Origin of the sequence: Pseudoteredinibacter isoporae, assembly GCF_040372805.1 — a bacterium.
Lineage (GTDB): Bacteria > Pseudomonadota > Gammaproteobacteria > Pseudomonadales > Cellvibrionaceae > Pseudoteredinibacter > Pseudoteredinibacter isoporae_A.
In genome coordinates this window covers 1-26306 of sequence record NZ_BAABWJ010000010.1, presented here as the reverse complement: position 1 = coordinate 26306, position 26306 = coordinate 1, and the positions used below count along the sequence as shown (strand labels likewise).

At 48.3% G+C, this 26306-nt stretch carries 24 protein-coding genes and 1 tRNA gene; 14 read left to right on the top strand and 11 right to left on the bottom strand.

The genetic code is table 11. From position 1 onward, the window contains the following. Window positions 1–62: 62 nt before the first annotated feature. The 4 genes from ABWW03_RS16805 to ABWW03_RS16790 all read right to left on the bottom strand — a co-directional run bounded on the left by ABWW03_RS16805 (window position 63) and on the right by ABWW03_RS16790 (window position 4035). A complete protein-coding gene (locus ABWW03_RS16805) occupies window positions 63–350 on the bottom strand; it encodes a transcriptional regulator (protein ID WP_353410251.1) in 288 nt (95 codons plus the stop codon). Further along, the gene (locus tag ABWW03_RS16800; protein WP_353410249.1) at window positions 343–822 is read right to left on the bottom strand and encodes a hypothetical protein; all 480 of its coding nucleotides are present in this window, start codon (window positions 820–822) and stop codon (window positions 343–345) included. Before ABWW03_RS16800 ends, ABWW03_RS16805 begins: the two co-directional genes overlap by 8 nt. A 285-nt stretch (window positions 823–1107) precedes the next feature. Next, entirely contained in the window at window positions 1108–2472 is a 1365-nt protein-coding gene (locus ABWW03_RS16795; protein ID WP_353410247.1) for an APC family permease, read from the bottom strand. 201 nt (window positions 2473–2673) lie between these two features. Continuing rightward, complete coding sequence (locus ABWW03_RS16790) at window positions 2674–4035, bottom strand: aspartate aminotransferase family protein (protein WP_353410245.1); 1362 nt, start codon at window positions 4033–4035, stop codon at window positions 2674–2676. A gap of 263 nt (window positions 4036–4298) precedes the next feature. Here ABWW03_RS16790 and ABWW03_RS16785 point away from each other — a divergent pair, with 263 nt between their 5' ends. The 3 genes from ABWW03_RS16785 (at window position 4299) to ABWW03_RS16775 (ending at window position 9201) form a co-directional block, all read left to right on the top strand. Then, entirely contained in the window at window positions 4299–5201 is a 903-nt protein-coding gene (locus tag ABWW03_RS16785; RefSeq protein WP_353410243.1) for a response regulator transcription factor, read from the top strand. 239 nt (window positions 5202–5440) lie between these two features. Further along, the gene (locus ABWW03_RS16780; protein WP_353410241.1) at window positions 5441–7759 is read left to right on the top strand and encodes a TonB-dependent receptor; all 2319 of its coding nucleotides are present in this window, start codon (window positions 5441–5443) and stop codon (window positions 7757–7759) included. A gap of 68 nt (window positions 7760–7827) precedes the next feature. Further along, window positions 7828–9201, top strand: a complete 1374-nt coding sequence (locus tag ABWW03_RS16775) for a glutamine synthetase family protein (protein ID WP_353410239.1) — start codon at window positions 7828–7830, stop codon at window positions 9199–9201. Between the two features lie 21 nt (window positions 9202–9222). Here the strand turns inward: ABWW03_RS16775 and ABWW03_RS16770 are convergent, their stop codons facing one another. Continuing rightward, entirely contained in the window at window positions 9223–9510 is a 288-nt protein-coding gene (locus tag ABWW03_RS16770) for a winged helix-turn-helix transcriptional regulator (protein WP_353410237.1), read from the bottom strand. A 114-nt stretch (window positions 9511–9624) separates the two neighbouring features. Between ABWW03_RS16770 and ABWW03_RS16765 the strand changes: the two genes are divergently transcribed. Then, on the top strand, window positions 9625–10176 hold the full coding sequence (locus tag ABWW03_RS16765; RefSeq protein ID WP_353410235.1) for a carboxymuconolactone decarboxylase family protein: 552 nt from the start codon (window positions 9625–9627) through the stop codon (window positions 10174–10176). On the opposite strand, the gene ABWW03_RS16760 is transcribed toward ABWW03_RS16765, so the two are convergent. From ABWW03_RS16760 to ABWW03_RS16745, 4 genes are all read right to left on the bottom strand, one after another. After that, window positions 10177–10830 (bottom strand): class I SAM-dependent methyltransferase, encoded by a 654-nt coding sequence (locus tag ABWW03_RS16760; RefSeq protein ID WP_353410233.1) that lies wholly within the window; start codon window positions 10828–10830, stop codon window positions 10177–10179. After that, entirely contained in the window at window positions 10802–13036 is a 2235-nt protein-coding gene (locus ABWW03_RS16755) for a putative bifunctional diguanylate cyclase/phosphodiesterase (protein ID WP_353410231.1), read from the bottom strand. Before ABWW03_RS16755 ends, ABWW03_RS16760 begins: the two co-directional genes overlap by 29 nt. A 195-nt stretch (window positions 13037–13231) precedes the next feature. Continuing rightward, on the bottom strand, window positions 13232–14857 hold the full coding sequence (locus ABWW03_RS16750; protein ID WP_353410521.1) for a peptide MFS transporter: 1626 nt from the start codon (window positions 14855–14857) through the stop codon (window positions 13232–13234). Between the two features lie 194 nt (window positions 14858–15051). After that, window positions 15052–16209 (bottom strand): acyltransferase family protein, encoded by a 1158-nt coding sequence (locus ABWW03_RS16745; protein ID WP_353410229.1) that lies wholly within the window; start codon window positions 16207–16209, stop codon window positions 15052–15054. A 193-nt stretch (window positions 16210–16402) separates the two neighbouring features. Here ABWW03_RS16745 and ychF point away from each other — a divergent pair, with 193 nt between their 5' ends. The 5 genes from ychF to ABWW03_RS16720 all read left to right on the top strand — a co-directional run bounded on the left by ychF (window position 16403) and on the right by ABWW03_RS16720 (window position 21356). Continuing rightward, window positions 16403–17494 carry a redox-regulated ATPase YchF gene (gene ychF / locus ABWW03_RS16740; protein ID WP_353410227.1) on the top strand — a complete coding sequence of 364 codons (1092 nt, stop codon included), beginning with the start codon at window positions 16403–16405 and terminating at the stop codon, window positions 17492–17494. A 3-nt stretch (window positions 17495–17497) separates the two neighbouring features. Beyond that, a complete protein-coding gene (locus tag ABWW03_RS16735) occupies window positions 17498–18439 on the top strand; it encodes a DMT family transporter (RefSeq protein WP_353410225.1) in 942 nt (313 codons plus the stop codon). A gap of 104 nt (window positions 18440–18543) precedes the next feature. Further along, window positions 18544–18620: transfer RNA gene (locus tag ABWW03_RS16730), tRNA-Met, on the top strand. A 119-nt stretch (window positions 18621–18739) separates the two neighbouring features. Continuing rightward, window positions 18740–20455 (top strand): site-specific integrase, encoded by a 1716-nt coding sequence (locus ABWW03_RS16725; protein ID WP_353410223.1) that lies wholly within the window; start codon window positions 18740–18742, stop codon window positions 20453–20455. A 67-nt stretch (window positions 20456–20522) separates the two neighbouring features. Further along, window positions 20523–21356, top strand: coding sequence for a hypothetical protein (locus ABWW03_RS16720; protein ID WP_353410221.1), 834 nt, complete (start codon window positions 20523–20525; stop codon window positions 21354–21356). Between the two features lie 69 nt (window positions 21357–21425). On the opposite strand, the gene ABWW03_RS16715 is transcribed toward ABWW03_RS16720, so the two are convergent. After that, window positions 21426–21920 (bottom strand): hypothetical protein, encoded by a 495-nt coding sequence (locus ABWW03_RS16715; RefSeq protein WP_353410219.1) that lies wholly within the window; start codon window positions 21918–21920, stop codon window positions 21426–21428. A 216-nt stretch (window positions 21921–22136) separates the two neighbouring features. On the opposite strand from ABWW03_RS16715, the gene ABWW03_RS16710 reads away from it, so the two are divergent. The 5 genes from ABWW03_RS16710 to ABWW03_RS16690 all read left to right on the top strand — a co-directional run bounded on the left by ABWW03_RS16710 (window position 22137) and on the right by ABWW03_RS16690 (window position 25919). Then, a complete protein-coding gene (locus ABWW03_RS16710; RefSeq protein ID WP_353410217.1) occupies window positions 22137–22382 on the top strand; it encodes a helix-turn-helix domain-containing protein in 246 nt (81 codons plus the stop codon). 176 nt (window positions 22383–22558) lie between these two features. Next, window positions 22559–23482, top strand: a complete 924-nt coding sequence (locus ABWW03_RS16705; protein WP_353410215.1) for a DNA-processing protein DprA — start codon at window positions 22559–22561, stop codon at window positions 23480–23482. Continuing rightward, entirely contained in the window at window positions 23451–24080 is a 630-nt protein-coding gene (locus ABWW03_RS16700) for a hypothetical protein (RefSeq protein ID WP_353410213.1), read from the top strand. The genes ABWW03_RS16705 and ABWW03_RS16700 overlap by 32 nt, the downstream gene beginning before the upstream one ends. Before the next feature lie 11 nt (window positions 24081–24091). Beyond that, on the top strand, window positions 24092–24832 hold the full coding sequence (locus ABWW03_RS16695) for a BRO-N domain-containing protein (protein ID WP_353410211.1): 741 nt from the start codon (window positions 24092–24094) through the stop codon (window positions 24830–24832). Window positions 24833–25109: 277 nt separating this feature from the next. Beyond that, the gene (locus tag ABWW03_RS16690) at window positions 25110–25919 is read left to right on the top strand and encodes a hypothetical protein (protein ID WP_353410209.1); all 810 of its coding nucleotides are present in this window, start codon (window positions 25110–25112) and stop codon (window positions 25917–25919) included. A 151-nt stretch (window positions 25920–26070) separates the two neighbouring features. Here the strand turns inward: ABWW03_RS16690 and ABWW03_RS16685 are convergent. Beyond that, window positions 26071–26306, bottom strand: a 236-nt coding sequence (locus tag ABWW03_RS16685) for a hypothetical protein (RefSeq protein WP_353410207.1), incomplete at its 5' end; no start/stop codon positions are given.

Genomic DNA, 26306 nt, shown 5'->3' with positions numbered 1-26306 from the left:
GCCTGCTTTTACAGGCTTTTTTATTGGCTCTCATTCAGCGTTCAAATAACCTTATTGTTTTCTTAACCCAATCCCGCAACAATTTCTTTCAGTGCTGCCACATGTTCAGCAAACGCTTTTCTTCCGAGACTTGTTAAGGCAATCCAACTGCGCGGACGTGCAAAATCGCTGCGTTTGTTAATACTGATATAGCCAGCCTCTTCCAAGGTTTTTAAATGTTTGGATAACACCGAATCACTTACTTCCAGCTGTTCTTTCAAAAACTTGAATTCCAACTCGGCACTCGTCGACAGTGCCGCACAAATTTGTAGACGGTTAGGAGCGTGAATGACTGTATCCAGTTTACTCATCACCCGCCCCTATTTTGTGCATTTCACCAGCCGGATGCCAATACTGAAAGTAAAACATCAACGCAGCCGAAAGAGCAGCAGCAAGATGGGGCGCCAGTTCAAAACCCTGCAATCGCAACCAACGCCCACCAACAACCAGTGCGCCGAAAGCGATACTCGACACCAGATAAAACAATACCCCACTGCGGTTTTTCGGGATAAGGTTTGCTTTTAAGCCCATCAGTTTCGAACTGTATATCGCCAGTGCTGCCGAGCCCAGAAACAGGCCCAAGCCGATGTACATGCCCAACGCCCACAGATTCTCGTGTTCGGTCATTCCCCATGAAAATACCAGGAGCCCATAGCTGAAACTTGCGAACAAGGACAGCCAAATAGGCAATCGCATGGCCCTTTGCAGATTCTGCTGACTACTTTCGATATCTTTCAGTGCCGCTTTTGCAGCTTGTGCATCAATAGGCTGATCTCTGTCCATCACGTCACTCCGTTTTAATGAATGTTCACCGATTGGATGTCAGTGATGATCTTTCGACACAATCACTTTCCAACATGGAAAGTAACTATAGCGCTAACTTTCCATGTTGGAAAGTTAAATTTTGCACTTTAGCAAACATGAATGTATGAACAATAATCGCCGCCACGCCGAGCAGCCTAAGGAAAAGCCCGAAGGCCTTAAAAACGTATTAAAACAACAGGAAGAACATCAGAAAGGAAAGAGGAAACCGCGACGCCCAGCGGGCATCGCGGCAATCATTAGACGTCAGTGAACCGGCTCCTGCTTCTCGGCGGCACGCACCAGCACCTCACCTAGCAACATCGTAACAATCGTGCCGATCAGTACTGGCCACTGCATCCCCTCAGATGGGACATACACAAACAATACAATCGCCAGCACAATCACGGACAAGCACATGTACGCCAATACGCGTGCTAGCAAAGGCCCACCTGGCACTTTAAAAGGACGAGGCCGATCAGCGTCATCACGGCGTAATGTCAAAAAGGCCAGCATCATACCGATGTAAGTCAGAAGGAAAATAACGGCACTGAACGAAAACAGCGACCAGAACAAATCTTCGTTCGAAGACGCCATCAGTCCATACAATAATAATACCGCCGTACTCACCGCGCCCATCGCAATCGCGGCGCCCATTGGCGTGCCGTAACGAGGATGTTCTTTCGCAAAAATCTTGGGCAGCTCACCATCAATGGCCGCTTCCGCCATGGCACGATTACATCCTAGTGCCCAGGTCACACCGTTCGAGAAAAAAGTGTAGAGCGCGGCAACGCCCAATACCAAAACAAAGGTTGAGCCCAGGCTGGAACCTCCGAACAACATATTCAATGTATCAATGAGGCCTTCCACCAAGTTTACATTTTCCACCGGCACCGCCGCCAACACCGCAAAAGTACCCAGGCTATAAAAGGCCAAAATAATCAGGCCGGAAAACAGAATGGCTTTTGGAATATCGCGAGAAGGGTTTTCCATTTCCTCACTGCTGGCACTCATTAACTCAAAACCCAGCATGCCGTAAATAATGGCCGGGATGTACTCCAGACTGCTGCTCCAATTCGGTGCGATAGTGCTTAAGTTAATGTCATTGGCCATGCCTTCATTTTGCACATGCACTAAGCCACCCACAATTAAGGCCGCGAAAATAATAATTTTTAAAATCGCCCCAAGATTAGGCACCCACTTACCTATATCCAGCGTCATGATGTTAATCAGGACGGCCACCCAGGACAACGCGATGCCCATGCCAATCTGCCAGGCCAAAGACAAATCCGGCGCAAACAGTTGCTTGAACACACCGGCAAACAAAATAAAAATGGCCGGATTCCACAGCGCGGTATTGACCCAATAAGCCCAGGACACTCGCGAGCCCCAGCGCTTACCATAAGCGTTTCGAACCCAGGCATATACGCCACCTTGTTCCGGGTAGCTCGTACCCATCTCGGCGCTGATCAAACCAAACGGTAAGAAGAACACCAAGCCCAGGAACAACCACCAGAAGATACTGGAGACTCCCACGGCCGCCGCTGCCGCCAACGTATCGAGCAGTAAAATGGCCGACACCGTAAACAAGGTTAAGTCGGGTAAACGAAGGGATTTGAGATGACTGCTCATGGAATACCTACATCAATCGCTTGAGTTTCTGCTGTTGCAGATTTTTATTTTAACAATGAGAGGAAGCATTTACCGCTTCTCATCACGTGAGCCCTATTGCCGACGGCTGGAACCGCCAAGGCTTTTTATTCTATTCGTATTTTACGTCAGACAGATAAAAAAAAGCCCCAGGCTGTTTCAGGCTGGGGCTAAAGCACTACATCAAGTTAACTTGCTTAGAGTGATGTCCAAGGCCTTCTTGGCCTTTTCCACCAACTCATCAATCTGTTCCTTGTTCAAGGTTAATGGTGGTGCCACCACCATCATGTCGCCAACCGCTCGCATAACCAGACCACTCTCGGTGCAGGCATCACGACAAATCGCACCAGCCGTGCAATCATCATCGAAACGCTCACGGGTCTCTTTGTTTTTCACCAGCTCAAGCGCCGCCAGGAAACCCACACCGCGGGTTTCGCCCACCAGCGGATGCTCGGCCAACTCAGCCCAACGTTTCTGCAGGTACGGGCCGGTTTCGTCGCGAACGCGCTCGATGTGTTTGCCTTCGCGCAGGGACTTAATGGTTGCGATGGCTGCAGCACAGGCCGCAGGGTGACCAGAGTAGGTAAAGCCGTGGGTAAACTCACCGCCCTTGCTCTTCAGTACATCCGCAACACGATCAGAAACCAGAACACCACCCAGAGGCTGATAACCATTGGTTACGCCCTTCGCAAACGGCATCAGGTCAGGCTCGGCGCCGTAGTAAGAAGAACCGAACCACTCACCCGTGCGACCAAAACCACAGATCACTTCGTCACACACCAGCAGAATGCCCTTCTCTTTACAGATACGGGAAATTTCTGGCCAGTAGGTTTCCGGGGGAACGATCACACCACCAGCACCTTGAATCGGCTCGGCAATAAATGCGGCAACCTTGTCAGCGCCCAACTCATCAATCTTGGCTTCCAACTCACGCGCAACCTGAACACCAAACTCGGCTGGGTCCATGTCGCCGCCTTCACCAAACCAGTACGGCTGCTCAATGTGCTCAATACCAGGCAGAGTCGCGTACTGCTTATGCATACCGTTCATACCACCCAGGCTACCCGCTGCGATGGTGGAACCGTGGTAGCCGTTCTTACGGGCAATGATGGTTTTGCGCTGTGGTTGCTCCTGCAAATCCCAGAAGCGGTGGATCATGCGAATAACGGTGTCGTTCGCTTCTGAACCAGAGTTGGTATAGAACACATTGTTCATATGCTCAGGCGCGATTTCAGTGATCAAGCGTGACAGTTCAATCGAAGGCGGATGACTGCACTGGAAGAAGTTGTTGTAGAACGGCAGCTCCGTCAGCTGCTGCTGTACAGCATCAACAATTTCCTGGCGGCCATAACCCAGGTTGCAACACCACAGGCCAGCCATGCCATCAAGAATCTGATTGCCCTCGCTGTCGTAGATATACACACCTTCGGCCTTAACAATAATCCGGCTGCCTTTATCGGCCAGATCTTTAAAATCAGTAAATGGATGCAAGTGATGTTTGGCATCCAATTCTTGCCACTGGGCGGTACTTCTTGATTCGCTCATTCTCTTCTCCAATTCAACTCGCGGTGACGTGTTAGCCCCCTTAATTCAGGGATGCGGCACCGTGGTGATACAATTCGTGGATTACCTGACTATGGGATCATAAACAAACGCCGTACAACAACACCCCAACTGGGGTAGGTACGGGTCTGCCGAGATTTGACAAGCTCATGGGGCAGCATTAGATTGGATGTGTCCCGGAGCCAATAACAAGCCTTACCGGGCCGCATTAAGCGCATAAATACAACTCATAATACAAGCCACGTATGCCTGACTCAGCTTCTAATCCTGCCGCTCTTCCCGATCTCGCCCAATGGAATCAGGCCCTCGCGGAAATTATAGATCACTGCGGCGAAGAGGCATTCTTCCCTCGCATGGTGGCCATCCTGCAGCAGCATTTAGAAGTGGACCACCCCCAGATCTGGCTGTTCCGCAGGGATCTGGCCCCCGAGGCCATCTATTACGAGATCGCTCGCGAAGAAATTGATGTGCAGATTGATCTCTATATTGATGGTGGTTACCTGCTGGACCCGTTTTACCTCTCAGGCATCAAGAACCAGAAGTCCCCCGGCGTGTATCGCATCACCGAGATCAGTGCCTCTCATTTCAAGCAGAGCGACTACTACCGCAGTTACTATGCCCTCTTGGATACCAGTGATGAAATTGCCTACATTATTGAATTAGATGATGACGCCTGCCTACATATATCCCTGATGCGCAATAAACAGACTCGTGCGTTCAGCGAATCTGAACTGCAGTTTTTGCAGAACATCGAACCCAGTATTCGCAGCCTGTCCCAGCTGCACTCCCGACAAGCCAACCTGGTCAATCGTGAAGGGGAAAAAATTGATGTACGAGGCGTCAACAAAAGCGTACACCGGGCCTTTGATCTGTTCGGTCGCTCCCTGTTAACCGGGCGCGAAAAAGATGTCTTGGGTTTAATGCTGCAAGGACACAACACCAATTTATCGGCCGAAAAGTTGGGTATCTCTCCAGAAACCCTGCGCCGCCATCGCAAAAATATGTATCAGAAACTGGATGTCAGCTCACAAACCGAACTCTTTTCCCTGTTTTTGAATTCCCTTTCCCATTTCGAGCAATCCCCTGGTGAAGACCCACTGGCCAGCTATTTTGCCAAACCAGACGCCCCCACGCGCAGCGACGACTAAGCCGCAGATTCTTCGGTTGAGCACCCACTTTTCCGCCACTTACCACAAAGCGTTTACCCCAAACGGGGCATTGTTTGCTTTACCCACAGCGCTAGGATGAACTAAGGCTGGAAAAGCCAGATAGAAAAGTTCGACCAGCCCGACTATTTTAATAATGCGTTTGCGCAATAAGACCTCGGCCCATGAGCCAGGGTCATAGCAACAATAACACCTATAAAACTCCACCGGAGAGTCTATCCATGAGCAAAACCACGCAATATTTACCCAAGAGCCTTCTGTCTCTGGCCATTGCTGCGAGCAGTATGTCTGCTACGGCGGTGGAGATTGAAGAGGTAGTTGTTACTGCCCAGAAGCGCGAACAAAGCCTGCAAGACGTGCCATTGGCGGTAAACGCCTTTAGCCAAAACTTTATGGAACGCGCTGGCGTTGAAGACGTACGTGACCTGGTTGTCCTGTCACCGGGTTTCAGCGGTGCAACGGAAGACAGTTTTTCCGACGCCATGGCCATGCGCGGCATCAGCACCAATGACTTCGGTGTGGGCGGAGATCCATCCGTTGCCGTTTTTGTTGACGGTGTATGGGCCGGTCGTACTGGTGGCGTCCAGAGTTCTTTCTACGATATGGCTGGCGCTGAAGTGGTGAAAGGCCCACAGGGCACACTGTTCGGCCGTAACGCCATCGCAGGTGCGGTCAGCATCAAAACCCAAAAGCCAGTTGATGAATTTGAAGGCAAGGTGAAAGTTGGCCTGGCCGAATACAATCGTCGCGAAGTGACCGGCACCATCAACGTGCCGCTCAGTGAAAATTGGGCCATGCGCGCCAGTGTTTACGACCTCTCCGAAGACGGCTACCTGGAAAATATTCAAGGCGGCGATGACTTCGGTTTCCACGAGCGTAGCTCCGGTCGTTTTGCCCTTCGCTATATGGGCGACACTGTTGACGCGACCATCACGGCTCAGTATGAAGATCGTGAACAGAACTCTTCTATTTACTGGGACGAAACCCTGGGCCTGCCACGTGACAAAGTCAGCCAGGACCTGAAAGGCAAAGACGCGATTGATGAAGGTGAAATTGCGAACATCACCGCCAACGTTGAAATCGACATCAACGAGAGCATGAGCCTGACCTCCATCACCGGCTGGAAGACGTACAACTTTTATTACGTAGAAGATTACGACGCCCGCCCAACACTGATTGATAATTTCTTCCTCGACACCGATGTCGATTATTTCAGCCAGGAACTGCGCCTGAACTTTGAAGCGAACGACAATCTGGTCGGCTTCTTGGGTGCCAGCTATTACGACGAAAGCATCGATGCCTACACCGGCACCATCGCTGATGAAAATGCTCTGTGTAATGCAATCGGTCGCACCGACGCTCCTGACTTTGACGGTCCGGTCACTGGCGGCTGTGCAGATCCCAACTTCCTGCGCTACTGGCTGGAAGAAGAGCCAACCGCTGATGATATTGCCGAAGCGCGCGACACAGCTTTGGATGGCAAGCGCGAAGACATCTTCAATAGAGTGGAAGCCGATGGCTGGGCCGTATTCGCGGATTTGACCTGGACCCCAACCGAAAACCTCGACATCCTGTACGGCGTTCGTTACACCGAAGACACCAAGCAAATGGGTATTCGTGTGGCAGATTCCGGCGGCTATCTGGGCAACAACTTCAACTTTGAATACTCCATTCCAGACTTTGTTTACGACAAGCAAACCTGGAGTGACACAACTCAGCGTATCGCTGCCAACTATCAGTTAAACGAAGAAATCACCCTGTATGCCAACTATGGCCAAGGCTATAAATCCGGTGGCTTCGCTACCTACGGTGCTATTTTGGTGGACGTTGATGAAGATGGCGTAGCGGATCCAGGCACTCGCCCGGAAGCGTTTGAACCAGAAACCGTTGACAGTTTCGAAGTCGGTATTAAAACCAAGTTGCTGGACAACCGTCTGCAAGCCAACCTGGCCTTGTACTCCTACACCTATGAAGATCTGCAGCTGTCTTATTTCGACAATGGCGCCACCCGAGTTGAAAATCTGGGTGAAGCGGAAGGTACCGGTTTTGAGCTGGACATTCGCTACTTGCCAACCGACAACCTGGATCTGTTCTTCACCGCATCGTATCAAGACACTGAAATTTCAGACGATACCGATGTTGTGGGCACGGCGTGTAACGAAGCGTGTGAAGGCAATCAACTGCCCTTCTCTCCGAAGTTCAGCACCTCAACCGTCGCGACCTATACCGTTCCAATGGACGGCGGCGAAGCTTATGTCACCGTCGAGCATTTCTTCCAGGGTAAGCAGTTCAGTGATCTGGACAACAACAACCAGATCGCCCAGGAAAGCCATCATGAAACCAACCTGCGTTTTGGCTATGACAGCGAAGCAGATTGGAGTGCGATTCTGTGGGTCGAAAACGTCTTCAGTGAAGAGTACTTCGAACGCGGTTGGGCCAATGGTGACCTGAACAACCAATTCGGTTATGGCATTAACAACACCCAAGTGTGGATCTCCAAGCCGCGCACCGTTGGTGTTGAGTTCAGCTACAACTTTTAATTTGTTTTAAACCCGGTCTCGAATGCCGCGGATAGCCGTGGCATTCAGGCCACGCCAAAGGCTTTCATATGAACACAAGCAGTTCGGTAGATCCCCAGTTACAACAAGCCAGGGATTTTCTAGCAGCCAACCCCGACATCCACACCATTGAAGTCTATCTTTGCGACTACAATGGCTTGTTGCGCGGCAAGCTGATTCCCCGAGACAACCTGGAAAAAGTTTTCAAGGGTAATCTCAAGCTGCCCACCACCGCATTAAGTATGGATATCTGGGGCCGCGATCTGGAAGAAATTGTGTTCGCTACCGGTGATGCCGATGGTATGTGCCTGCCAGTGCCAGGAAGTTTGCAACGCATTCCCTGGCGCCCTGGCAGCGCTCAAATGCAAATCACTATGGCCGACATGGATGGCCGTGATGATGACAGCGACCCCCGCAACATTTTGAAGAACACAGCCCATCAGTATGCCGCAAAAGGTTTGCGTCCTGTGGTGGCTGTCGAGATGGAGTTCTTCTTATTAAAATCCGAATTAAATGCCGACGGCAGCCCACAGCACAGCAGCGTGGAAGCCGACGGTTCCCCGAGCTTGGGAGGCCAGCCCTACCACCTCGACAGCATGCAAGAGCAACGCGAGCTTCTCGATGAATTGCGCAGCGCCTGCGAAGCGTTAGATCTGCCCACCGACACCTTCGTGAAAGAGGCCGCACCTTCGCAATATGAAATCAATTTGAACCACTTGCCCGATCCAGTAGCCGCCGCCGATGCAGCGTTTTTGTTAAAGCGCGTCATTCGTGAAGTGTGTCGCAAGCACGGCTACATCGCCTCTTTCATGGCCAAACCTTTTGGTGAAGAAGCTGGCAATGGTATGCATGTGCATTTCAGCTGCCTTGACGATGCCGACAATAATATTTTCAGTGACGGCGGTGACAAAGGCAGCGATGCCCTACGCCAAGCGATTGCAGGCATGGCCACGACCATGAAAGATTGCATGGCCATCTTTGCCCCGAACCTCAATTCCTATCGCCGTTTCCAGGCCGGCTGCCACGCTCCAACGTCGCCGTGCTGGGGGTATGAAAACCGCACCGTTGCACTGCGCGTTCCCGCGGGTGAGGCTGTAGCCCGACGCATAGAACACCGCATTGGTGGTGCCGATTGCAATCCGTACTTGTTACTGACGGCCATTTTGGCGGGTGCCTTAAAAGGCATGAATGAAAAACTGAGTGCCGATGCCCCAATCGAAGGCGATGCCTACAGCCAGGTTGAACCAAGCCTGCCACAATTTTGGCCGGAATCCTTGGGCTTATTCGAGCAATCGACTTTCATTCCTGACACCTTTGGCAAGACCTTCCATCATCGCTACGGCCTGTGTAAACGCCAGGAATTAAATGAATTCCACAGTCGAATCACCCAACTGGAATACAGCAGCTATCTTAAGTGCATTTAAGATCCGCTTCGGGCAGATCGTTTACAAGTAGCGATCTGCCCACTGGTGCAACTGCAACAGCTGTTGCGCCAAGACCTTCCCTGCTGGCGAATACTGAAAACCACTCTCCTCGTGCTCAACAATCCCCAGCTCTCTAAGCTCTTTAAGCCGACGGTTCAAACTGGTTGGAGAAACATCGTCACAGCGGGCCTGTAAATGACGGAAGTTCATCGGCCCATCACGCAACTCCCACAGAATCCTCAACGCCCATTTTTGCCCCAAAGCGTCCAACAAACGCATGATAGGACGTGATGATGTCTTTTCGCTCATAAATTCTCTCGATCAAAGCAATGCTACAAAAAGTGTAGCAATTAACATCAGCATGAGCTAGAGTTGCTACACTTTATGTAGCGTAACAACTCAATCTATTCACGGGAGAACGGTATGGAACATCGACTGAAACCTGTCGACGCCCCTTATTCAGACAATATTGCGGCCTTGTTGAAGCATTACCCCAAGATCGATGGTTATCTTCTGAACCTCTTCAAAGTGTTTGCCAACAGTGAACGCTTTTTAAGTCACAGTGGCCCCAAAAACCTTCTCGATCAGGACAGTCCCCTGAGCCTGAGAGATCGGGAAATCATTATCTTACGCTGTTGTGCCAAGTTGCACTGCGAATACGAATGGGGAATTCACGTTACGGTGTTTGCTGAGCACGCCCAACTCAGCGAGCTGCACATCTACGGCTTATACCATGGCACTGGAGAAGAGGATTGTTGGTCACACCAGGAGTCCGGGCTTATCCAAGCAGTGGATCAGTTAATCGAAACATCTCGAATCGATCACCACAAACACCCGGACTTCATTACACATTGGGATACCCAGCAGCAGTTGGAAATCTTTGCTCTGGTAGCCAATTATCATTTGGTGGCCTTTGTCGCGAACAACGCTGAGCTGGAAGGCGAAGCTTTCGGCGCAAAGTTTCCAACGCCCTGACTAACGCTGACAACGCCAATCCAAGGTTAAGACCCGCTGGCCGCCCCCCAGCCCCAAACTATCGGATTCTTTGATCTGATAAAACCAGTTTTCATCTGGCCGGCAGTCCTTGAGCTCACTGAGAACGGGATTACAAATTCGCAGCAGGTCATCAATGGTATAAAACGTTTTCAAAATACCGTCGACCTCGGAAAATTCCGGCTGCGGTTCGTTCGCAGCAATATCGCCACGGTGATTAAAACGAGCAATGAGCTGGCCTTTTTCCTTCAAGGCGTTTAACAAAGCAATCAGCGTTACCTGGAGGCGATCGCTCGGAATGTAACGTAAAGAGAGATTGGCCAGAATAAGATGGAATCGACGCCCACTCAATTTACGCGCTAAAGATTCGGCATCGGCCACAAACGCCGCTTCAATATTGCCCAGCCGCTTTGCTTTGAGTAAAGCTTGAGAACTGAAGTCGGTGCTGATCACTTGAAAGCCCAGACGTCGCAGCCGTGCGCTGCCCAAACCCAGGCCACAGCCCAAGTCCAACGCCAGCGGAGCATCGGCATGAAGTAACTCCTGGTTGATCTGGTTTTCAAGCCAGGGGTCATAAGCACTGTCTCGATGTGAGTTCAGCGTATTGTCATTGCTGTTCCAGGTATGATTCGACATGGGGCACCGTCGGGCCTATTTCGCCAGGGCGATAGGCATCGCAAAAGTAAATGAATTCCTCAACAGGCATCGGCTTTGCAAGGTAATACCCCTGAATGCAATCGCAATCAAAAACCTTCAGAGCTTGAAGCTGCTCTATGTTTTCCACTCCTTCGGCAATGACTCCAATACCCAGCGCTTTACCCATTTTGATAATCACCTCAACCAGAGTGCGGTCCTGGGCGTTATCCAGAATATCCATCACAAATGAACGATCAATCTTGATAAAGTCGACGGGGTAATTGCGCAAATAATTAATGGCTGAGTAGCCCGTGCCAAAATCATCAATAGCAAAACGGAAACCATTACTGCGCATTTGTTTCAGTTCATCGACGGGCGATTCATTGCCGTCCATAAACAGAGATTCAGTAATTTCAAAAATAATATTGGATGGGTCAATACCGTAACTGGAGACCAACTCTTCCCATTCCCGGTGAGACCCCGAAGGATAGAACTCGCTCACTGAACGGTTAATGGACACCGACAGATCAAAGCCAGCGTTAGTCCAGCGTTTAAAATCCTGACAGACACGCTCCAAAACCCAGCGGCCAATCGATCGAATTGCACCCGTGTTTTCTGCCACACCAATAAATTCATTGGGTGGGATAAACCCATTTTCCGGATGACGCCAGCGAATCAGCGCCTCGCACTTTTCAATGTGCCCATTATTCATATGCATAATGGGCTGGTAATACACATCGAACTCACCCTGCTCCAGGCCGTTCAGAATTTCATTGTGCATCAGCAACTGGTGTTGCGCCTCATCACGCATATCGTCATTGAATAAGGTCACACGGTTGCGGCCCGCTTTTTTAGCCGCGTACATTGCCGTGTCGGAATGGCTCAATATTGCTTCTGCTGTCTGACCATCGTCCGGAAACATCGCGATACCAATACTGCAACTGATGGACAATTTCTGGCCCGCAATATCATAGGGTTGATTCAGATAGGCCAAAATTCGATTGGCCAGTAAATCAACCTGAGTCGCGCTTTCGGAATTTTGCATCAACACCACGAACTCATCACCCGCGAGGCGCGCCACCACATCGCTTTTTCGGACAAAGCCCATCAGGCGACTCGCCAGCTCCTGCAACAATTCATCTCCCGCACGATGTCCCCAAGTGTCATTCACCTGCTTGAAGAAATCGAGATCGATAAACATCAAAGAAAACTTGCGCTGTAAACGATTGTGGGAATTAATGGCCTGCTGCAGTTGGTTGGAGAAAAAATTGCGATTAATCAATCCGGTGAGCGCGTCGTAGTTCGCCCGGTAATTTGCCGATTGCACCGCTTGCTCACGGCGGGCGTAACTGCTGGCCACGATATAAGCAGCCAGTGCAAACAATACCGATACCATCAAGCCCAGAGCCGCTGCCATGGCCAGTCGAAAACCGGCCGCAGCCCAACCACTGTCATCCACATCGACCGCGGCCTGCCAGCGCCCATTGGGCAGATCGATATTCAACTGCACACTGGAGATACTGAACGCATCGGCCTCGCCATAAAACACCAATGCCGGGCTGCCATCATCAGCCAGCCAACGCAGTGCCACCTGTTCAGGCAGATTTGGTGAATCCACCCCCGCACGCGACAGCATGGCGGAATGATCCACCACGCCAATAACTATTCCCAGCAGCGCTTCCTGATAATAAACCGGCAACAACATATACAAACAACGTTTGTCCCCATCTTGATCCGGCCCGGCGATCACCAACTGGCGGCTATCAACCGCCCGACTGACGGCACTTTCAAAGGCGCCCAAATCCCTCATCGGGTGGCCATAGACACGCTCGGCCTGTCGGTTCAGGTGTCCATCCGGAGAAGTGGGAATCCAGCTCAAACCTTTCATATGGGTGCTGTGGGCCATCATGCCCTTGGCCAGCATCTCGAATTTCTCCGCATCCATGCCAGGCTCCAACATTACATTGGTGTGCAAGCCCGACATCATCATACTGTGACTGGTCATCATGCCTTCCAGACGGGCCTTAATCGCCAGCATTTCGGTCAGCGCATTGTATTGCCGGAGGCTTTGGAGACGGTTGGCCTCGTAAAAAAGGAAGATGGTGCAAAGAGAGAGAGAAAGAATAAAAACGGCCGCGGCGGATAAGAGAGGGTGCCGAATAAAAGCCCGAAAAGGGTTACTGTTTGTCGCCGTTTCTTCTGTCATTAAAAGCTCTTATCAACTGCTCACTGCATGTGCCCATGAATACACAGGCAAACCCTAAGGACTTCTAATAGTTATAGACAAAAAAATAGCCCCTTAGTAGGAGCTATTTTAGTTCATTTTTGGCGCCCCCCACTACTTTAGCGGGAATTTTGGCCAAAAGTTTAACGCATCAATCGATTATTGACGCACGGGGTCTTAGTTCACCCCATGCATGCCCTTCTTCAAAATGGGCGAAATAATAATCATAAAGATACCGACGCCAACACCCAGCCACATCAAGAAGGTGTACAACTCGGTGTAAGTACCCACAATCGAGCTAATGTCATTGATGTCAGTACTGCTGGTATCGATGGACGCCATCTTGGCGATACGCTGTGCCACGGTCTCCGCCAGAGCAGTCGCCAGGAACCAAGTACCCATCGCCATGCCTACAATTCGATGCAGAGAAAGCTTAGTTACGGCAGATAGCCCCACGGGTGACAGACACAACTCACCCATCGTATGCAACCAATATGCAAATACTAACCACCACATGCTTATACGGCCTAGCTCATCCGTTGATTCAGCACCCAGCACTAACGCACCAAAGCCCAAACCAGCCAATATAATGCCCATTCCAAACTTAACTGCAGCATTTGGATTCAGCCCACGCTTTGATAATTGCATCCAAATCCATGCAATTGGAATCGCAAAAATGATGATGAACAATGCATTCAGGGAGCCAAATTGACCAGCTGTAAATGTAAAACCAAATGCTTCGCGATCTACGACCCTATCAGCATAAAGAGTCATTGAACCCGCACTTTGCTCAAATAGAGCCCAGAACACGATTGTTGACGCAATAAGCACCAACAGAACCATCATTCTATGTAGATCTTCTTTGGTGCCGTTTCTCATCGTGTACGCAAGCAAACCAACACCAGCGGCTACCAACAGTACCTGCTGCCCTACAAATACTACAGGCTCGTGCTGTACCAACAACCAAACAACCCCCAAACTCAAAATTGAGCCCAAGTATATTGCCCACTCCTTATTAATAGGACCAATTGCAGGTTGCTTCATTACTTCAGGGTCATTTGCCTCTGCTAGACCGTTGAGATATTTCTGTCCCCAAATGAATGTGATTAAGCCGAACAGCATACCGATGCCTGCTAAGCCAAACCCATAGCCCCAACCATAAGTTTCACCAAGCCACGCGCAAGTAAGAGAAGCGATCCATGATCCTAAATTGATTCCCATATAAAAGATGGTAAACCCAGAATCACGTCGCTCATCCCCTTTGGGATAGAGCTGTCCAACAATGGTAGAAATATTGGGTTTCAGAAAACCGACACCAACAACGATAAAAGCCAAAGCTAAATAGAAAACCTTAAGAGCACTTAGGTCCTGAATCTTTACAGTTTCAGTCAATTTAGTACCAGCAGGAATAATTTCTCCATTCGCAAGGGTAATGGCATGCTCTAAAACTACACCAGCGTTATACTGAACAGCTTGGTGCCCTTCGTAAGCCATTAATAAGTGACCAATAACCAACAAGCTACCACCAAAGAGTACTGCCTTACGCATTCCCAAATAGCGATCCGCCAACACCCCCCCAATCACAGGCAATGCATAGACCAAACCTGTATAGGAACCCAGAACTTCCAGTCCCATGTCATCAGTAAATAAGTGGTATTTGGTCAAATAAAGAATCAGCAGATACTTCATGCCGTAGAAAGAGAAGCGTTCCCACATTTCTGTGGCAAAGCAGATATAAAGACCCTTTGGATGGCCAAAGAGGTCCCCGGCCGTGTCCGGCTGGGCAGCAGCAGTTGCAGTCATAACATCGCCTGTTGTTGTAGTGATTATTGGCTTTTGCTGCCGACACCCCCAGGGTCGTTGACGTCCGAAATACCCCCATAAATGGCGACTTTCGAGCAGATGCAGAAAAGCATTAGGGCTGAAACGAGCCAGCATATCAGTACCTCAACAATTCCCGGCAGCAATATGTTCTTACAAGTCAGCCCGCCCAGCCTTTACGCAGCCGCTTGCGTTCTCGCCTTCACCCACCCGATCACCTTCGATTCCAAACAGTGCCACGATAAGGCTGCCAAAAATAGAGACACCACAAACGTCGCCATCGCCAACCACGGGAAACGGTAACCTTCCAGCGAGGCAATAAAACTGTAATCGTTCAGCCACTTCATCACCGGGTAATGCCACAGGTACAAGCCATAGCTGGTGACCCCCAAATAAAACACAGCACGGTTGGCGAACAAGGTGGCAGTACCATTCAAGCGAGCAGCACAGGCCAACACCACGACCGCCGTAATCGCACTGAACAACGGTGTCCAGGTGAAAAAAATCAGGCTGGCGCTCCAATACTGTTGATATTGGCTGTCCATCCAAGCAAACAGCGCCACATAGGCTGGCAATGCCAACAACAACGCCAGCGACAACACCTTCAGGTAGAGCGCTTTCCCATAGCCCTGCTCTACACAATGCACATGCATCAAGGCTGCCAGCACCCCCATACCAAAAGAATCCAACGAGCCCGGCAATTGCAAGGCCCACAGAGACACCTCATCCGGTTGAATCAGCCCGACCACCGCATAACGCCAGAGCAGCATCACCCCCAGGAAAAAGGCGCCGAGCACATATCGCCAGCGCCACCTCAACATAAAGGCCAACAGCGGCAATACAAAATAGAAGGACAGCTCAATAGGCAGTGTCCACCACACCAAATTCAAAGCCGGGTTGCCCACCCCGAGCGGTTGGGGTGCAAACAGCATCAACAGGTATTTCAGCAACTCAGTTTCCTGAATGGGAAGCTGAGAACTCAATAAGACCCCCAAACCCAGCAGCAATGCGAGCTGCACATAATAGGCAGGAAAGACCCGCGCAATCCGGTGAGAAAAATAAGAACGCAAGCGGGGCTCCGAGACCGACATGCCCGCCTGAGCCCGAATGAACGGCAAGGACAATAAAAACGCCGACAGCACAAACAGCACCTGCACCCCCGACCAGCCCAGGGAAAACAACACATGGCAACGAATATCGAACCACCCCACATCGATAATCAACGCCCTGGGAATGGCCTCGCCCCACACATGGAACAGCAAGACCATCATAGCTGCCACCCCTCTGAGGCCCGTCAGCCCCGGCATCGAACCCGCTACGTGTTTTGATTCCAAAACCTCCTCCCAACAGGGTTTGCTACCTCTCCCTTGTCATGATGAACAATAAAAAGGGCACCGAGATGCCCCCATCCATTTAGGCCCGCGTTCGCGTTTAAAGATGTTGCTACGGCCCCAGCTGTAGTAGAATGCCCGCCTATTTTTCCCCGCTCAGGGGCTTCGACACAGATTTCAAGCGAGACAAAACACTATGGGCTTTAATTGCGGCATCGTTGGCCTTCCCAATGTAGGTAAATCCACTCTCTTCAACGCCTTGACCCAGGCGGGCATTGGCGCTGAAAACTTCCCGTTCTGCACCATTGAGCCCAACGCTGGCGTGGTTGCCGTTCCCGATCCGCGCCAGGACAAATTGGCCGAGATCGTGAAGCCTGAAAAAGTCATCGCCACCACCATGGAGTTTGTCGACATCGCTGGCCTGGTTGCCGGTGCCTCCAAAGGTGAAGGCCTGGGTAACCAATTCCTGGCGAACATCCGCGAAACCGACGCCATTGCCCACGTAGTGCGTTGCTTTGAAGATGAAAACGTTATCCACGTAGACGGCAAAATCAGCCCGGCTGCGGATATCGATGTCATCAACACCGAACTGGCCCTCGCCGATTTGGAAAGCTGCGAGAAAGCCCTGCAACGCTTCACCAAAGCCGCCAAAGGCCAGGACAAAGACGCCATCAAAATGAAAGCCTTGATGGAAAAAATCCTGCCGCATCTGAACGAAGCCAAGCCCCTGCGCTCGTTCGGCCTGAACGACGATGAATTACAACAACTCAAACCCCTCAGCCTGCTCACATTGAAGCCCACCATGTATATCGCCAACGTGGACGAAGAAGGCTTTGAGAACAATCCACATCTGGATACCGTCAAAGCCATCGCCGCCGAAGAAAACGCGGTTGTCGTGCCTATTTGCAACAAAATCGAAGCCGAAATCTCCGAGCTGGACGACGACGAAAAAGCGGAATTCCTGGAAGAACTGGGTCAGGAAGAGCCAGGTTTAAACCGCGTCATCCGTGCCGGTTACGACTTACTCGGCCTGCACACTTACTTTACTGCCGGCGTCAAAGAAGTTCGCGCCTGGACCATCCCAGTGGGCGCAACAGCACCACAGGCGGCAGGTAAAATTCACACTGATTTCGAAAAAGGCTTTATTCGCGCCGAAATCGTGAGCTACGACGACTACATCGCCAACAACGGTGAAGCCGGTGCAAAAGACGCAGGCAAATGGCGCCTGGAAGGAAAAGACTACATCGTAGCCGACGGCGACGTTATTCACTTCCGCTTTAACGTATAAGCCATGCATCAGCCCAGCGATCGTTGGCAGCTGGGCTTAGCCCTCAGCCTTTTCACCGCCCTACTCTGGGGCTCACTGCCAGTGGCCATTCAAGGCCTGCTGGCGGCCATGGATACCAACACCATCATCTGGTACCGCATGCTCGTGTCGACCGCCATAGTGGGTGCTTACTACGCCCTGCGCGGCGGTTATCAGTGGCGCAAAATGGCCAAGCCGAAAATCGCTCTGCCCATGCTGGTGGCCATCACCGGCCTGTGCGGCAATTACTACCTATGGGTTCGCGGACTCGACCTTTCCAGCCCGGAAGCCGCCCAATTGACCATTCAAGTGGCTCCCATGCTGCTGCTATTGGCCAGCGTGTGGCTTTATAAAGAAGCCTTCCGTGGCTGGCAGAAAATCGGCGTAGTGATGTTTACCCTGGGCCTGCTGCTGTTTTTCAATCACCGCCTGCCCAGCCTGTTCGGCAGCGAAGGCGACAACCAATACAACCTGGGCGTAGGCATCGTCTTGACCTCGGCCGTATGCTGGGCCATCTACGGCCTCGCGCAAAAACAACTGCTCAAAGAATTCGGCTCACAGGAAGTGCTGCTGACCATCTATATTGTGGGCACCCTGCTCTTCCTGCCACTGGCCAAGCCCGAGCAGCTCTTTGAACTGAATCAAACCCAGCTCTACTGCCTGATCTTCGCCAGCATCAACACCGCCCTGTCCTACGGCGCCTTCGCCATGGCCATGGAACACTGGCAAGCCAGCCGCGTCAGCGCCACCATCACCATTGTGCCGCTCACCAGCCTGTTCTTCGTGCATTTAGCGGCTTGGCTGCTGCCCGATATGATCCAGGCCGAAACCCTGAACTGGCTCAGCTGGATGGGCGCCTTACTGGTCGTAGGCGGTTCCATGACCACCGCCCTGGTCAGACCCAAACAGCCAGTAACAACAAAGTGAAAAAAAGCTGAAAAATTAAGCCCTTAGCCCTTGACAGAGAAACACCAAATAGCCAAAATACGCGCCCTCTGAGACGCACCCAGGTGTGATATTCAGAACTTAGTGGCTAGGTAGCTCAGCTGGTTAGAGCACAGCACTCATAATGCTGGGGTCGGCGGTTCAAGTCCGCCCCTAGCTACCACTATTCTTATAGGTTAGTGAAAACTCACTAAACAGCCCTTACTCAACAAGGGCTCACCTTTCTTCTATCAAATCCCATTTGCACCTACCCCACTGGTATCTAGGGATTTGCTACAAATCATGCTACAAAGACGCTCTTCTGGTATATATTACTTTCGCTGGTCAGTACCCAAAAAACTAAGGGCTATTACCAACCAAACTGAGTTATATAAATCTCTAGGCACCCAACACAAGCTAATAGCCACACAATTGGCTGCCCTAATATCAACGGAGCTGACAAACTTTCTATCCATGTGCACTAAAGAAACACTCGAAGCCTATCACGACGTTCTAAGCATAGAATGGCAAGCTCTGAAAAGAAGAATTGATCAAATTCAACCTCCAAAAACCATAATTCAAGGCCTACTAGGCAATTCTAATTCTATTGAAGAGGTAGAGGAGCTAATTCATCTCTTCAAAATTGGCGCGGCAGCCATGACAACTCAGGGCTACATAAGTGAAGACGACGAATACTCGATCTTTGAAAGAGTTGCATATCCAGACGGGATTCCAGAGCCAATTAAAGTGATAAAAGATAACTCTCCCGACTTCTATCACCGCATGACTAAAGATAGATTTGCGATGAATGCTATTTACCACATTAATAATAGCCCCCAACTGCCCAATCGTTTAACAAAACACTTTCCTCTAAGCATACCTATCGAAGAGCTAGAACAGTCTTATTTACAAGCCACCTCTGAGATCAACAACAGCGATCAAAGTGAAACAAAACTAATACCACAACTCTGGGAACAGTACAGAAGCAGGAAAGTAAACAATGGTGAATGGAATGCTGAGTCCAAGACTTACAAGATGCACGGAACATGGTTTGAGGACTTTTTAGAGCTCCTCCCACAGAATGCTAGTGCAACTTCTCTTACCGTAGAGATTGCTGAAGATATTATTCAGAGCACTAGGTTAATTCCAAAGTATCGTAATCGCCGATTTCCCAATAAAGCTCTAAATGAGATCTTAGGCGAGGGAGAACTGCTATCCGATAAGAGTGTTGATGAAAGAGGAACAGTAATCAATGGCTTTTGCACTTGGCTATGCCGAAACAACTTCATAGATCGTAACCCTTTTGAAGGTCTAAGGTGGGCTCCAAAATCAGGTTCAAACCCCACTCGACACTACGCACTATATACAAAAGAAGACCTCAACGAACTATTCAACTTGCCTAAAGCACGCATTCATTACCTATGGCAATTCTGGATCCCCAAAGTAGCTCTTTATACAGGCGCAAGACAAAATGAAATTGCTCAACTCTTAACTACAGATGTAATTCAGGCTGACAACGGAATATGGTATTTGTCTATCAATGACCAAGGACCCAAAACACTAAAAACCGCAAACGCCATAAGATACGTCCCTATCCACAACGCTCTAATAGAAAACGGCTTTATTCAATACTGGGAAAACCTAAGCTCAGGATCCCTATGGCCCGACCTAAAGCCGAAAGGAGATAGCCTAGGCGCACAAGTCAGTAACTACTGGAGCGAAACACTAAAGAAAAGACATGGCATACCAAGTAACCCAACGGATGAAAGGGGAGGTAAAAAAGTTTTTCATAGCTTTCGCCACAACATTCTCACCGCACTTGTGGATAACGGCCAGAATACAACCACTATTCAAAGAATCGCAGGCCACGAGCCTTCTGTACTAGGAGAAACTGCCACCTATAGCAATAAGTTCTCTGAAGCTAATCTTAAAAATTGCCAAGATGCTATCAACACATACAACCCTGATATCTCTATAAACTGGCAGCAGGACTACTACACTTATAAGAAAGGGAATTAACAACAACCGAAGCATAAAATGAGAGTCACCGCCCTGAAACGCTCACCTTTGATAGGAGTTTAGCTTAATGTGGAAACCCCATGATGATTTACTGGAAACCTTAGTAGATGTCGGTATAGACAAAGACTTATTACAAACGGTCACTCTCGATCTCAGCAGCTCTTTCCACCAGCTACAGCCGATTCAAAAGGTTGCCGTATTCACCTTACTGGCCAGCTCCACTTACAACCACTGGATAGAGGGGCTTGAGAACTATGTAGATGTATCCGAACTGAAGGACCTTCTTCCTCCCATGAAAATTTCCATGACAAAATCATGGAAGCCAAGTCTACAAACTGAACAACTACTCATAGCCGCCACAGGATGCGACAGGGCAGACATTGGAATGGTCAGACTCAAGTTTTTAGACTTAAATTCAGGAGTAAAGAGTAGAAATTGGGATACTAAATTTATCGAATTTATTCTAGGAGATATACTTGGATACCAAGATTCAGAAAATAGTCAACCAGAAAGCAAAAAAGCTAACAGCAAAATTTCAGCTGAAAACTTAGCTATAAATCCACAACAGCAAGCAACAATTAAAGCAATTATTAAGAGATTACTGAGACATCATCATATTTCATATTTTTTTAATATCACAATGAAAGATGACTGGCAACCCTCAAAGTGGGTTGTATCCAAGTTAATTGCAAATGGCGCCCCCAAAAGACACATATTCAATAGTAATTTACTGGCGGCTTTTAGATCTTGGATACAAAGAAAGGGGGACGTAACCTGCAATGCAGATATAGAATACTATTTATATTCGATTCAGAGATTACACAAATATAAAAAGTATCTATTAAAAGACAAAGAAATGTTTGAGGCTCAAATAAAATTCAACTCAACCTTGGAACCTTGATCCCACATATAATATGAAGACTCAAAAACCCTAAATTCGAAATTACAGAGCCCCATTAATACAAAAAAATTACCCCAAGTGCTGATCTACTACGAGTCGCGTTAACTTATTTAACTCAGTGCACTTCCTTAGCTTCTTTAGAGAGGAGAACTTAGATTTTTTCACGAGCTCTTTAAGCAGTATATCCTCTGAAACATCGTCTCCAATAGCAACAGCATCTAGTAAATCAGCCCTAAAGGCCTTAACCAATCTATCCTCAAGGGTATCTAACTGCCGTATATATGACTCTGGCAACTGCCTTCCCTCAACAGTTGAGTTTTTAACAAACCGCACTAGAAACCTCGCATTATCTAAGTGCCTTTCCTCTGAAAGACCAGCTACACCACCTTCCATGTAACGGGCACTACCGTAGCAGGCGTAGTGCAATGAGGCCATGAAGGATAGCTTTTCTAGCTCGAATTCTCTCATATCAGCTCCTTTAGGAGAGACTCCAACATAATCTCCACAGGACACAAGGAGAAATACATAAACGTTTAAGCATAAAATTTTCAGCACCTTCGACATCCTTCAACCCCCTGGACTTAAATAGGCATATCCCAATTGGCGAGTAGGCCGCATGACTAAACTTGTCACATGCCCCCTCTAGCTCAAAAACACATAATCTCAAAATATCAGGCAGAAATGTGCCCCATAATCTACATCATAACAGATTACCTATAGAATGTGTCCCATAGTCTATAGTTTGATAATGGATTATGTAGATCATGAGTAACATTTGGAATGCTACTCATGAGCGGACGTAGACCTAATACAACCCCAGAGTTAGAGCCATTTGGGCTCCACATTAGAGCCCTAAGAAAGGCGGCCAATCTAAGCCAAGAAGAGGTGGCACATAGAGCCGAAATGGACCGAGGATACCTATCAGGAATTGAAAATGGTAAGCGTAACCCAACACTAACTCAGCTTCTAAAGCTAGCGAAAGGGCTAGAAGTCAACCTAGTAGACCTTATAAATTATGGAGAGTAGAGCCTTTGGTAATAGCTACCAATCTTGGGTAATTGAAAAGTACATTTAATATTTTGTATGTTGTACCCCATCTTTCTGAACAGCTACAACACAATACTTGAAAATACAATCTCAATACTGTATAGATAAACAGTAATACACTAAGCTTCATACAACTAGGCTCTACAAGGTTAACTATGCAAAATAGTTCACTTCTCAAAGATCAGTTTCTAAGTCGAATTGTATCTCCCACTAGGGAGATGGCTGCCTATGAAGCTCTCTGGGAGAAAGATAGTGCATCATTCAAGAAACTGGCCGACAAATTTAAATCTTGCGATGACTGCCTACCGTCCGATTTAGTAAGCGAACGGGAAATCGAGCAAGCCTTACTGGATTTAAATGAAATTCTAGAAGAATATAAAGTCGGGAAATTTGGCATAAGAGTAAATCGTCTAAATGAATACCCTGACAAATTGAGGGATGCCAGAAACCCAATCGAAGTGCTTTATTATCAAGGCTTTTGGAACCTCATAGAAACACCTTGCGTTGCTGTTGTAGGCGCCAGAAATGTATCTAGTGATGGAGTTAGGCGTACTCGAAAACTAGTTAAAATGCTTGTAAAAGACGGGTTCACTATTGTCTCCGGCTTGGCAGAGGGTGTCGATAAAACAGCCCACTTGGCAGCAATAGAGTATGGAGGCCAAACAATCGGAGTTATAGGCACACCACTTTCTCATTGTTACCCCAAGACCAATGCACCACTTCAAAGGCTAATTAAAGAGAATTATCTCCTATTAAGCCAAGTTCCATTTAAAAAGTACTTAAGTCAAGATTACAGGATAAATAGGAGCTTTTTTCCAGAACGAAATATAACGATGTCAGCTCTCACCCAAGCGACTATAATTGTTGAAGCATCTGATACCTCAGGCACGTTATACCAAGCCAGAGCCGCAATAGCGCAAGGGAGAAAACTATTTATTTTAGATAGCTGCTTCTTAAACCCGGCGATTACCTGGCCTGAAAAATATTTGAAGAAGGGGGCCATCAGAGTGAAGGACTACGAAGACATACGAAAGGAGCTCGATTTAGATGTACGAGAATCTTACTCAGCTGGATGCTAGTAACTACAACGACCACCACTACCTAGCACCAAGTGACCGCTGTTTCTATTATGGCGAGTACACAGCCCGAAAAGGTTTTGACCACAGCAAGACAAATCAGCTTATTTTAAACTTGAAAATAAGTGTCGAACATAAAAATACTCCTAGATACCACCATAAGAATAGAGCCATGGAACAGATGGCGAGCTGCTTAGCCAAGCAAGGAGACCCAGGGGCAATCACTTTCGTTCCAGTCCCGCCATCCAAATGTAAATCGGACCCATGTTACGACAACCGACTTGTAAGAATTTTGGAGTTATTTGGAACGATTCGAAAAGGCGTTGACTACAGGGAATTAGTAAACCAATCCACGTCAACTAGAGCTTCACATGAAAGCGAAGATCATAGACTCACACCAGATGAGCTAGAGGATTTATACGTAATTGACCAAAGCCTACTGTCAAATCTTCGGCCTACGATTGTCATATTCGATGATATGCTTACGACAGGAAGCCATTTCGTGGCGATGAGAAATGTAATACAAAAGGCCGTTCCAAACGCCATGATCGCAGGGCTATTCATAGCAAGGCGAGTTCCAGATTCAGAAATATTTTTTTAATGGAGAATTGCATGAACGGAGATCTACTACTCCTCCAGTATCCTGAGTCCGAAGAAAAGATTCGTACAAAACTGGTAGACGACGAAATATTATTTTGCCTAGAGGATGTTGTCACTATTCTTTCAGCTAAAAACGTTAACCTTCCTAGCACCTATAAAAAAGGAAATGGACTTCTAGGGCTAATCATGGGGTTAATAGAGGCTTTAGACGAGGATGAGTACAAAACTATTGACGACCATATTTATGTGAAAGAGCCAGGTTTGCTAAGAATCATAATGAGAGACAATAGCCCAGCATCAAAGAAATTTCAAAGGTGGGTGCTTCATGAAGTTCTACCGTCAATAGGAAAATACGGCACATATCCACCCCCTGTCGTAAAAGAAAACTCTGACATCAAACGAGTGGTTCAATCCTTATTAATGGAAATTGAGGAGAGAGAAGCTTTAGAGAGAAAAGTTGGGGAACAATTTCTAAAACATGAAAAGGCACTAAATGCACTATCGGAACAAATTTCCGCTGAAAACAGCCACACAAATGAGACTCACTATAGTGTAGAAGAGTACTGCCAAGCGAGAAACATATCACCTTCGAGCGCCCAAATGCTGCACGGCTGGTGTTTAAAGATCTGCGCTGAAGGTGATGGAGGAGCAAAGAAAAAAGTTGTGTCAGGAACTGTAGTGCTCTCGTTCCCCGAGCACGTGCTCAATCAAGCCCAAAGAGCCATTTATTTCCCCAACTACAACAACTCCTAAAATCAATTACTACCAGTACTGTAAACAATTCGCCCAACTTATTGCGTACTGGTGGATAATTGGAGCCAGATAAGGCCTATACCCTATCAAGGCCATTGATCTCACCTCCTGTTCATTACTTTGTAGTTTTGAACGCTCTCAAAAGACATGTTCAATTGTAACAATACCAAGCAATGAACACCTGTTCAATACAAACCTTACATTTGAACACTACACCTCACTGTACATGACGGATGCCTATTGATAGGGTGCTAGCACTCTGAAAAGGACTTTAGAAATGAAAGATGATACCCCTGCGTTTTTGTACCACTACACTTCAATTGAAAACCTCGCTTTAATTTTGTCCCACAGAACAATTCGCTTTCGCCAATTAAGTACCTTGAACGACCCATTAGAAGGAAAAAATGCTGACTTTGCTTACGCTGAAAAACTTATTTTTTCTTCATCATGGACAGCGTCTGAGCAAGACTCAATTCCCATGTGGAGTCTTTATACTGGCCTGAAAGGGGTTAGGATTAAACTCCCGACCGACCTATTCAATCCCAGAGATGAAATTACATATGGCAAATGGGGTAATGGGCATATTAATACGGCCAGCATTTCCCCTCCCCTAAGAATGCTGATGTTACCTACCGAAGATGGCAACCAGATCAACCACCAGTTTTTACATATTTCAGGGCCAGATGAAGTTAATTATGTTGATAGAGAATCAGTCGGCGAACTCCCTCCCGTACGGACTCAAACTACAGGGGCTGGACATTCATATGAAAATCCAATGGAAGGATTTGATCTGTCCAATATTGGGCTTCATAAGAGCGAAGACTGGTCTTTTGAGCAAGAGTGGAGGTTTCGGATACCAGCAGGCATTCAAGCAAGTATTTCAAGAATGAGCTTGGAAGAGTACTGCGAAATCATGCAGCCAAGCCGCAACTACATCGACCTCCCAATTCGGGCTGAAGCGCTTCAACAAATAGAGATAATGCTAGGACCTAAGACTACGCTAGGGGAGGAAGTCTTAGTACGGAGCCTGATAAATACGATTGTCCCAAGTGGAAAGGTTACAAAAAGTGAAATTCAAATCAGATGAACCTCAGGCCAATATAAGCCATTTTAAGGGGATTTTCTCTTAGCCCATCACACCCCTGCCAACCCCTACAAAGACAGCCTACACAGCCTCTCACCGCCAATAAAATGAATGTTAAATTCACGCCTAGATTTAGAGGGATGGGAGGAGGATGTTAAGCATAATATTCTTTAGGAATAAGGCCTTTCATGATCCAACCGTGCCGCTGTACATTCTCTTGCCCGAAGTGGGCATTCAGATCATGAAGCTTACCCCCACGAATAGAGGCTGTATGCTTTTGTGCCTTCTCTTGATCCCAGGCTCCTGATTTTGTATATACACCCAACCCTCTTCTCCGTGCCCAAGACTCAATCCGTTCTATATCACTATCAACATCATTGGGAGAGGCTG

Excerpts from the sequence above, each read along its gene's own strand:
- ABWW03_RS16805 (WP_353410251.1), bottom strand. The coding sequence starts at position 350 with ATGAGTAAACTGGATACAGTCATTCACGCTCCTAACCGTCTACAAATT.
- ABWW03_RS16800 (WP_353410249.1), bottom strand. The coding sequence starts at position 822 with ATGGACAGAGATCAGCCTATTGATGCACAAGCTGCAAAAGCGGCACTG.
- ABWW03_RS16795 (WP_353410247.1), bottom strand. The coding sequence starts at position 2,472 with ATGAGCAGTCATCTCAAATCCCTTCGTTTACCCGACTTAACCTTGTTT.
- ABWW03_RS16790 (WP_353410245.1), bottom strand. The coding sequence starts at position 4,035 with ATGAGCGAATCAAGAAGTACCGCCCAGTGGCAAGAATTGGATGCCAAA.
- ABWW03_RS16785 (WP_353410243.1), top strand. The coding sequence starts at position 4,299 with ATGCCTGACTCAGCTTCTAATCCTGCCGCTCTTCCCGATCTCGCCCAA.
- ABWW03_RS16780 (WP_353410241.1), top strand. The coding sequence starts at position 5,441 with ATGAGCAAAACCACGCAATATTTACCCAAGAGCCTTCTGTCTCTGGCC.
- ABWW03_RS16775 (WP_353410239.1), top strand. The coding sequence starts at position 7,828 with ATGAACACAAGCAGTTCGGTAGATCCCCAGTTACAACAAGCCAGGGAT.
- ABWW03_RS16770 (WP_353410237.1), bottom strand. The coding sequence starts at position 9,510 with ATGAGCGAAAAGACATCATCACGTCCTATCATGCGTTTGTTGGACGCT.
- ABWW03_RS16765 (WP_353410235.1), top strand. The coding sequence starts at position 9,625 with ATGGAACATCGACTGAAACCTGTCGACGCCCCTTATTCAGACAATATT.
- ABWW03_RS16760 (WP_353410233.1), bottom strand. The coding sequence starts at position 10,830 with ATGTCGAATCATACCTGGAACAGCAATGACAATACGCTGAACTCACAT.
- ABWW03_RS16755 (WP_353410231.1), bottom strand. The coding sequence starts at position 13,036 with ATGACAGAAGAAACGGCGACAAACAGTAACCCTTTTCGGGCTTTTATT.
- ABWW03_RS16750 (WP_353410521.1), bottom strand. The coding sequence starts at position 14,857 with ATGACTGCAACTGCTGCTGCCCAGCCGGACACGGCCGGGGACCTCTTT.
- ychF (WP_353410227.1), top strand. The coding sequence starts at position 16,403 with ATGGGCTTTAATTGCGGCATCGTTGGCCTTCCCAATGTAGGTAAATCC.
- ABWW03_RS16735 (WP_353410225.1), top strand. The coding sequence starts at position 17,498 with ATGCATCAGCCCAGCGATCGTTGGCAGCTGGGCTTAGCCCTCAGCCTT.
- ABWW03_RS16725 (WP_353410223.1), top strand. The coding sequence starts at position 18,740 with ATGCTACAAAGACGCTCTTCTGGTATATATTACTTTCGCTGGTCAGTA.
- ABWW03_RS16720 (WP_353410221.1), top strand. The coding sequence starts at position 20,523 with ATGTGGAAACCCCATGATGATTTACTGGAAACCTTAGTAGATGTCGGT.
- ABWW03_RS16715 (WP_353410219.1), bottom strand. The coding sequence starts at position 21,920 with ATGTCGAAGGTGCTGAAAATTTTATGCTTAAACGTTTATGTATTTCTC.
- ABWW03_RS16710 (WP_353410217.1), top strand. The coding sequence starts at position 22,137 with ATGCTACTCATGAGCGGACGTAGACCTAATACAACCCCAGAGTTAGAG.
- ABWW03_RS16705 (WP_353410215.1), top strand. The coding sequence starts at position 22,559 with ATGCAAAATAGTTCACTTCTCAAAGATCAGTTTCTAAGTCGAATTGTA.
- ABWW03_RS16700 (WP_353410213.1), top strand. The coding sequence starts at position 23,451 with ATGTACGAGAATCTTACTCAGCTGGATGCTAGTAACTACAACGACCAC.
- ABWW03_RS16695 (WP_353410211.1), top strand. The coding sequence starts at position 24,092 with ATGAACGGAGATCTACTACTCCTCCAGTATCCTGAGTCCGAAGAAAAG.
- ABWW03_RS16690 (WP_353410209.1), top strand. The coding sequence starts at position 25,110 with ATGAAAGATGATACCCCTGCGTTTTTGTACCACTACACTTCAATTGAA.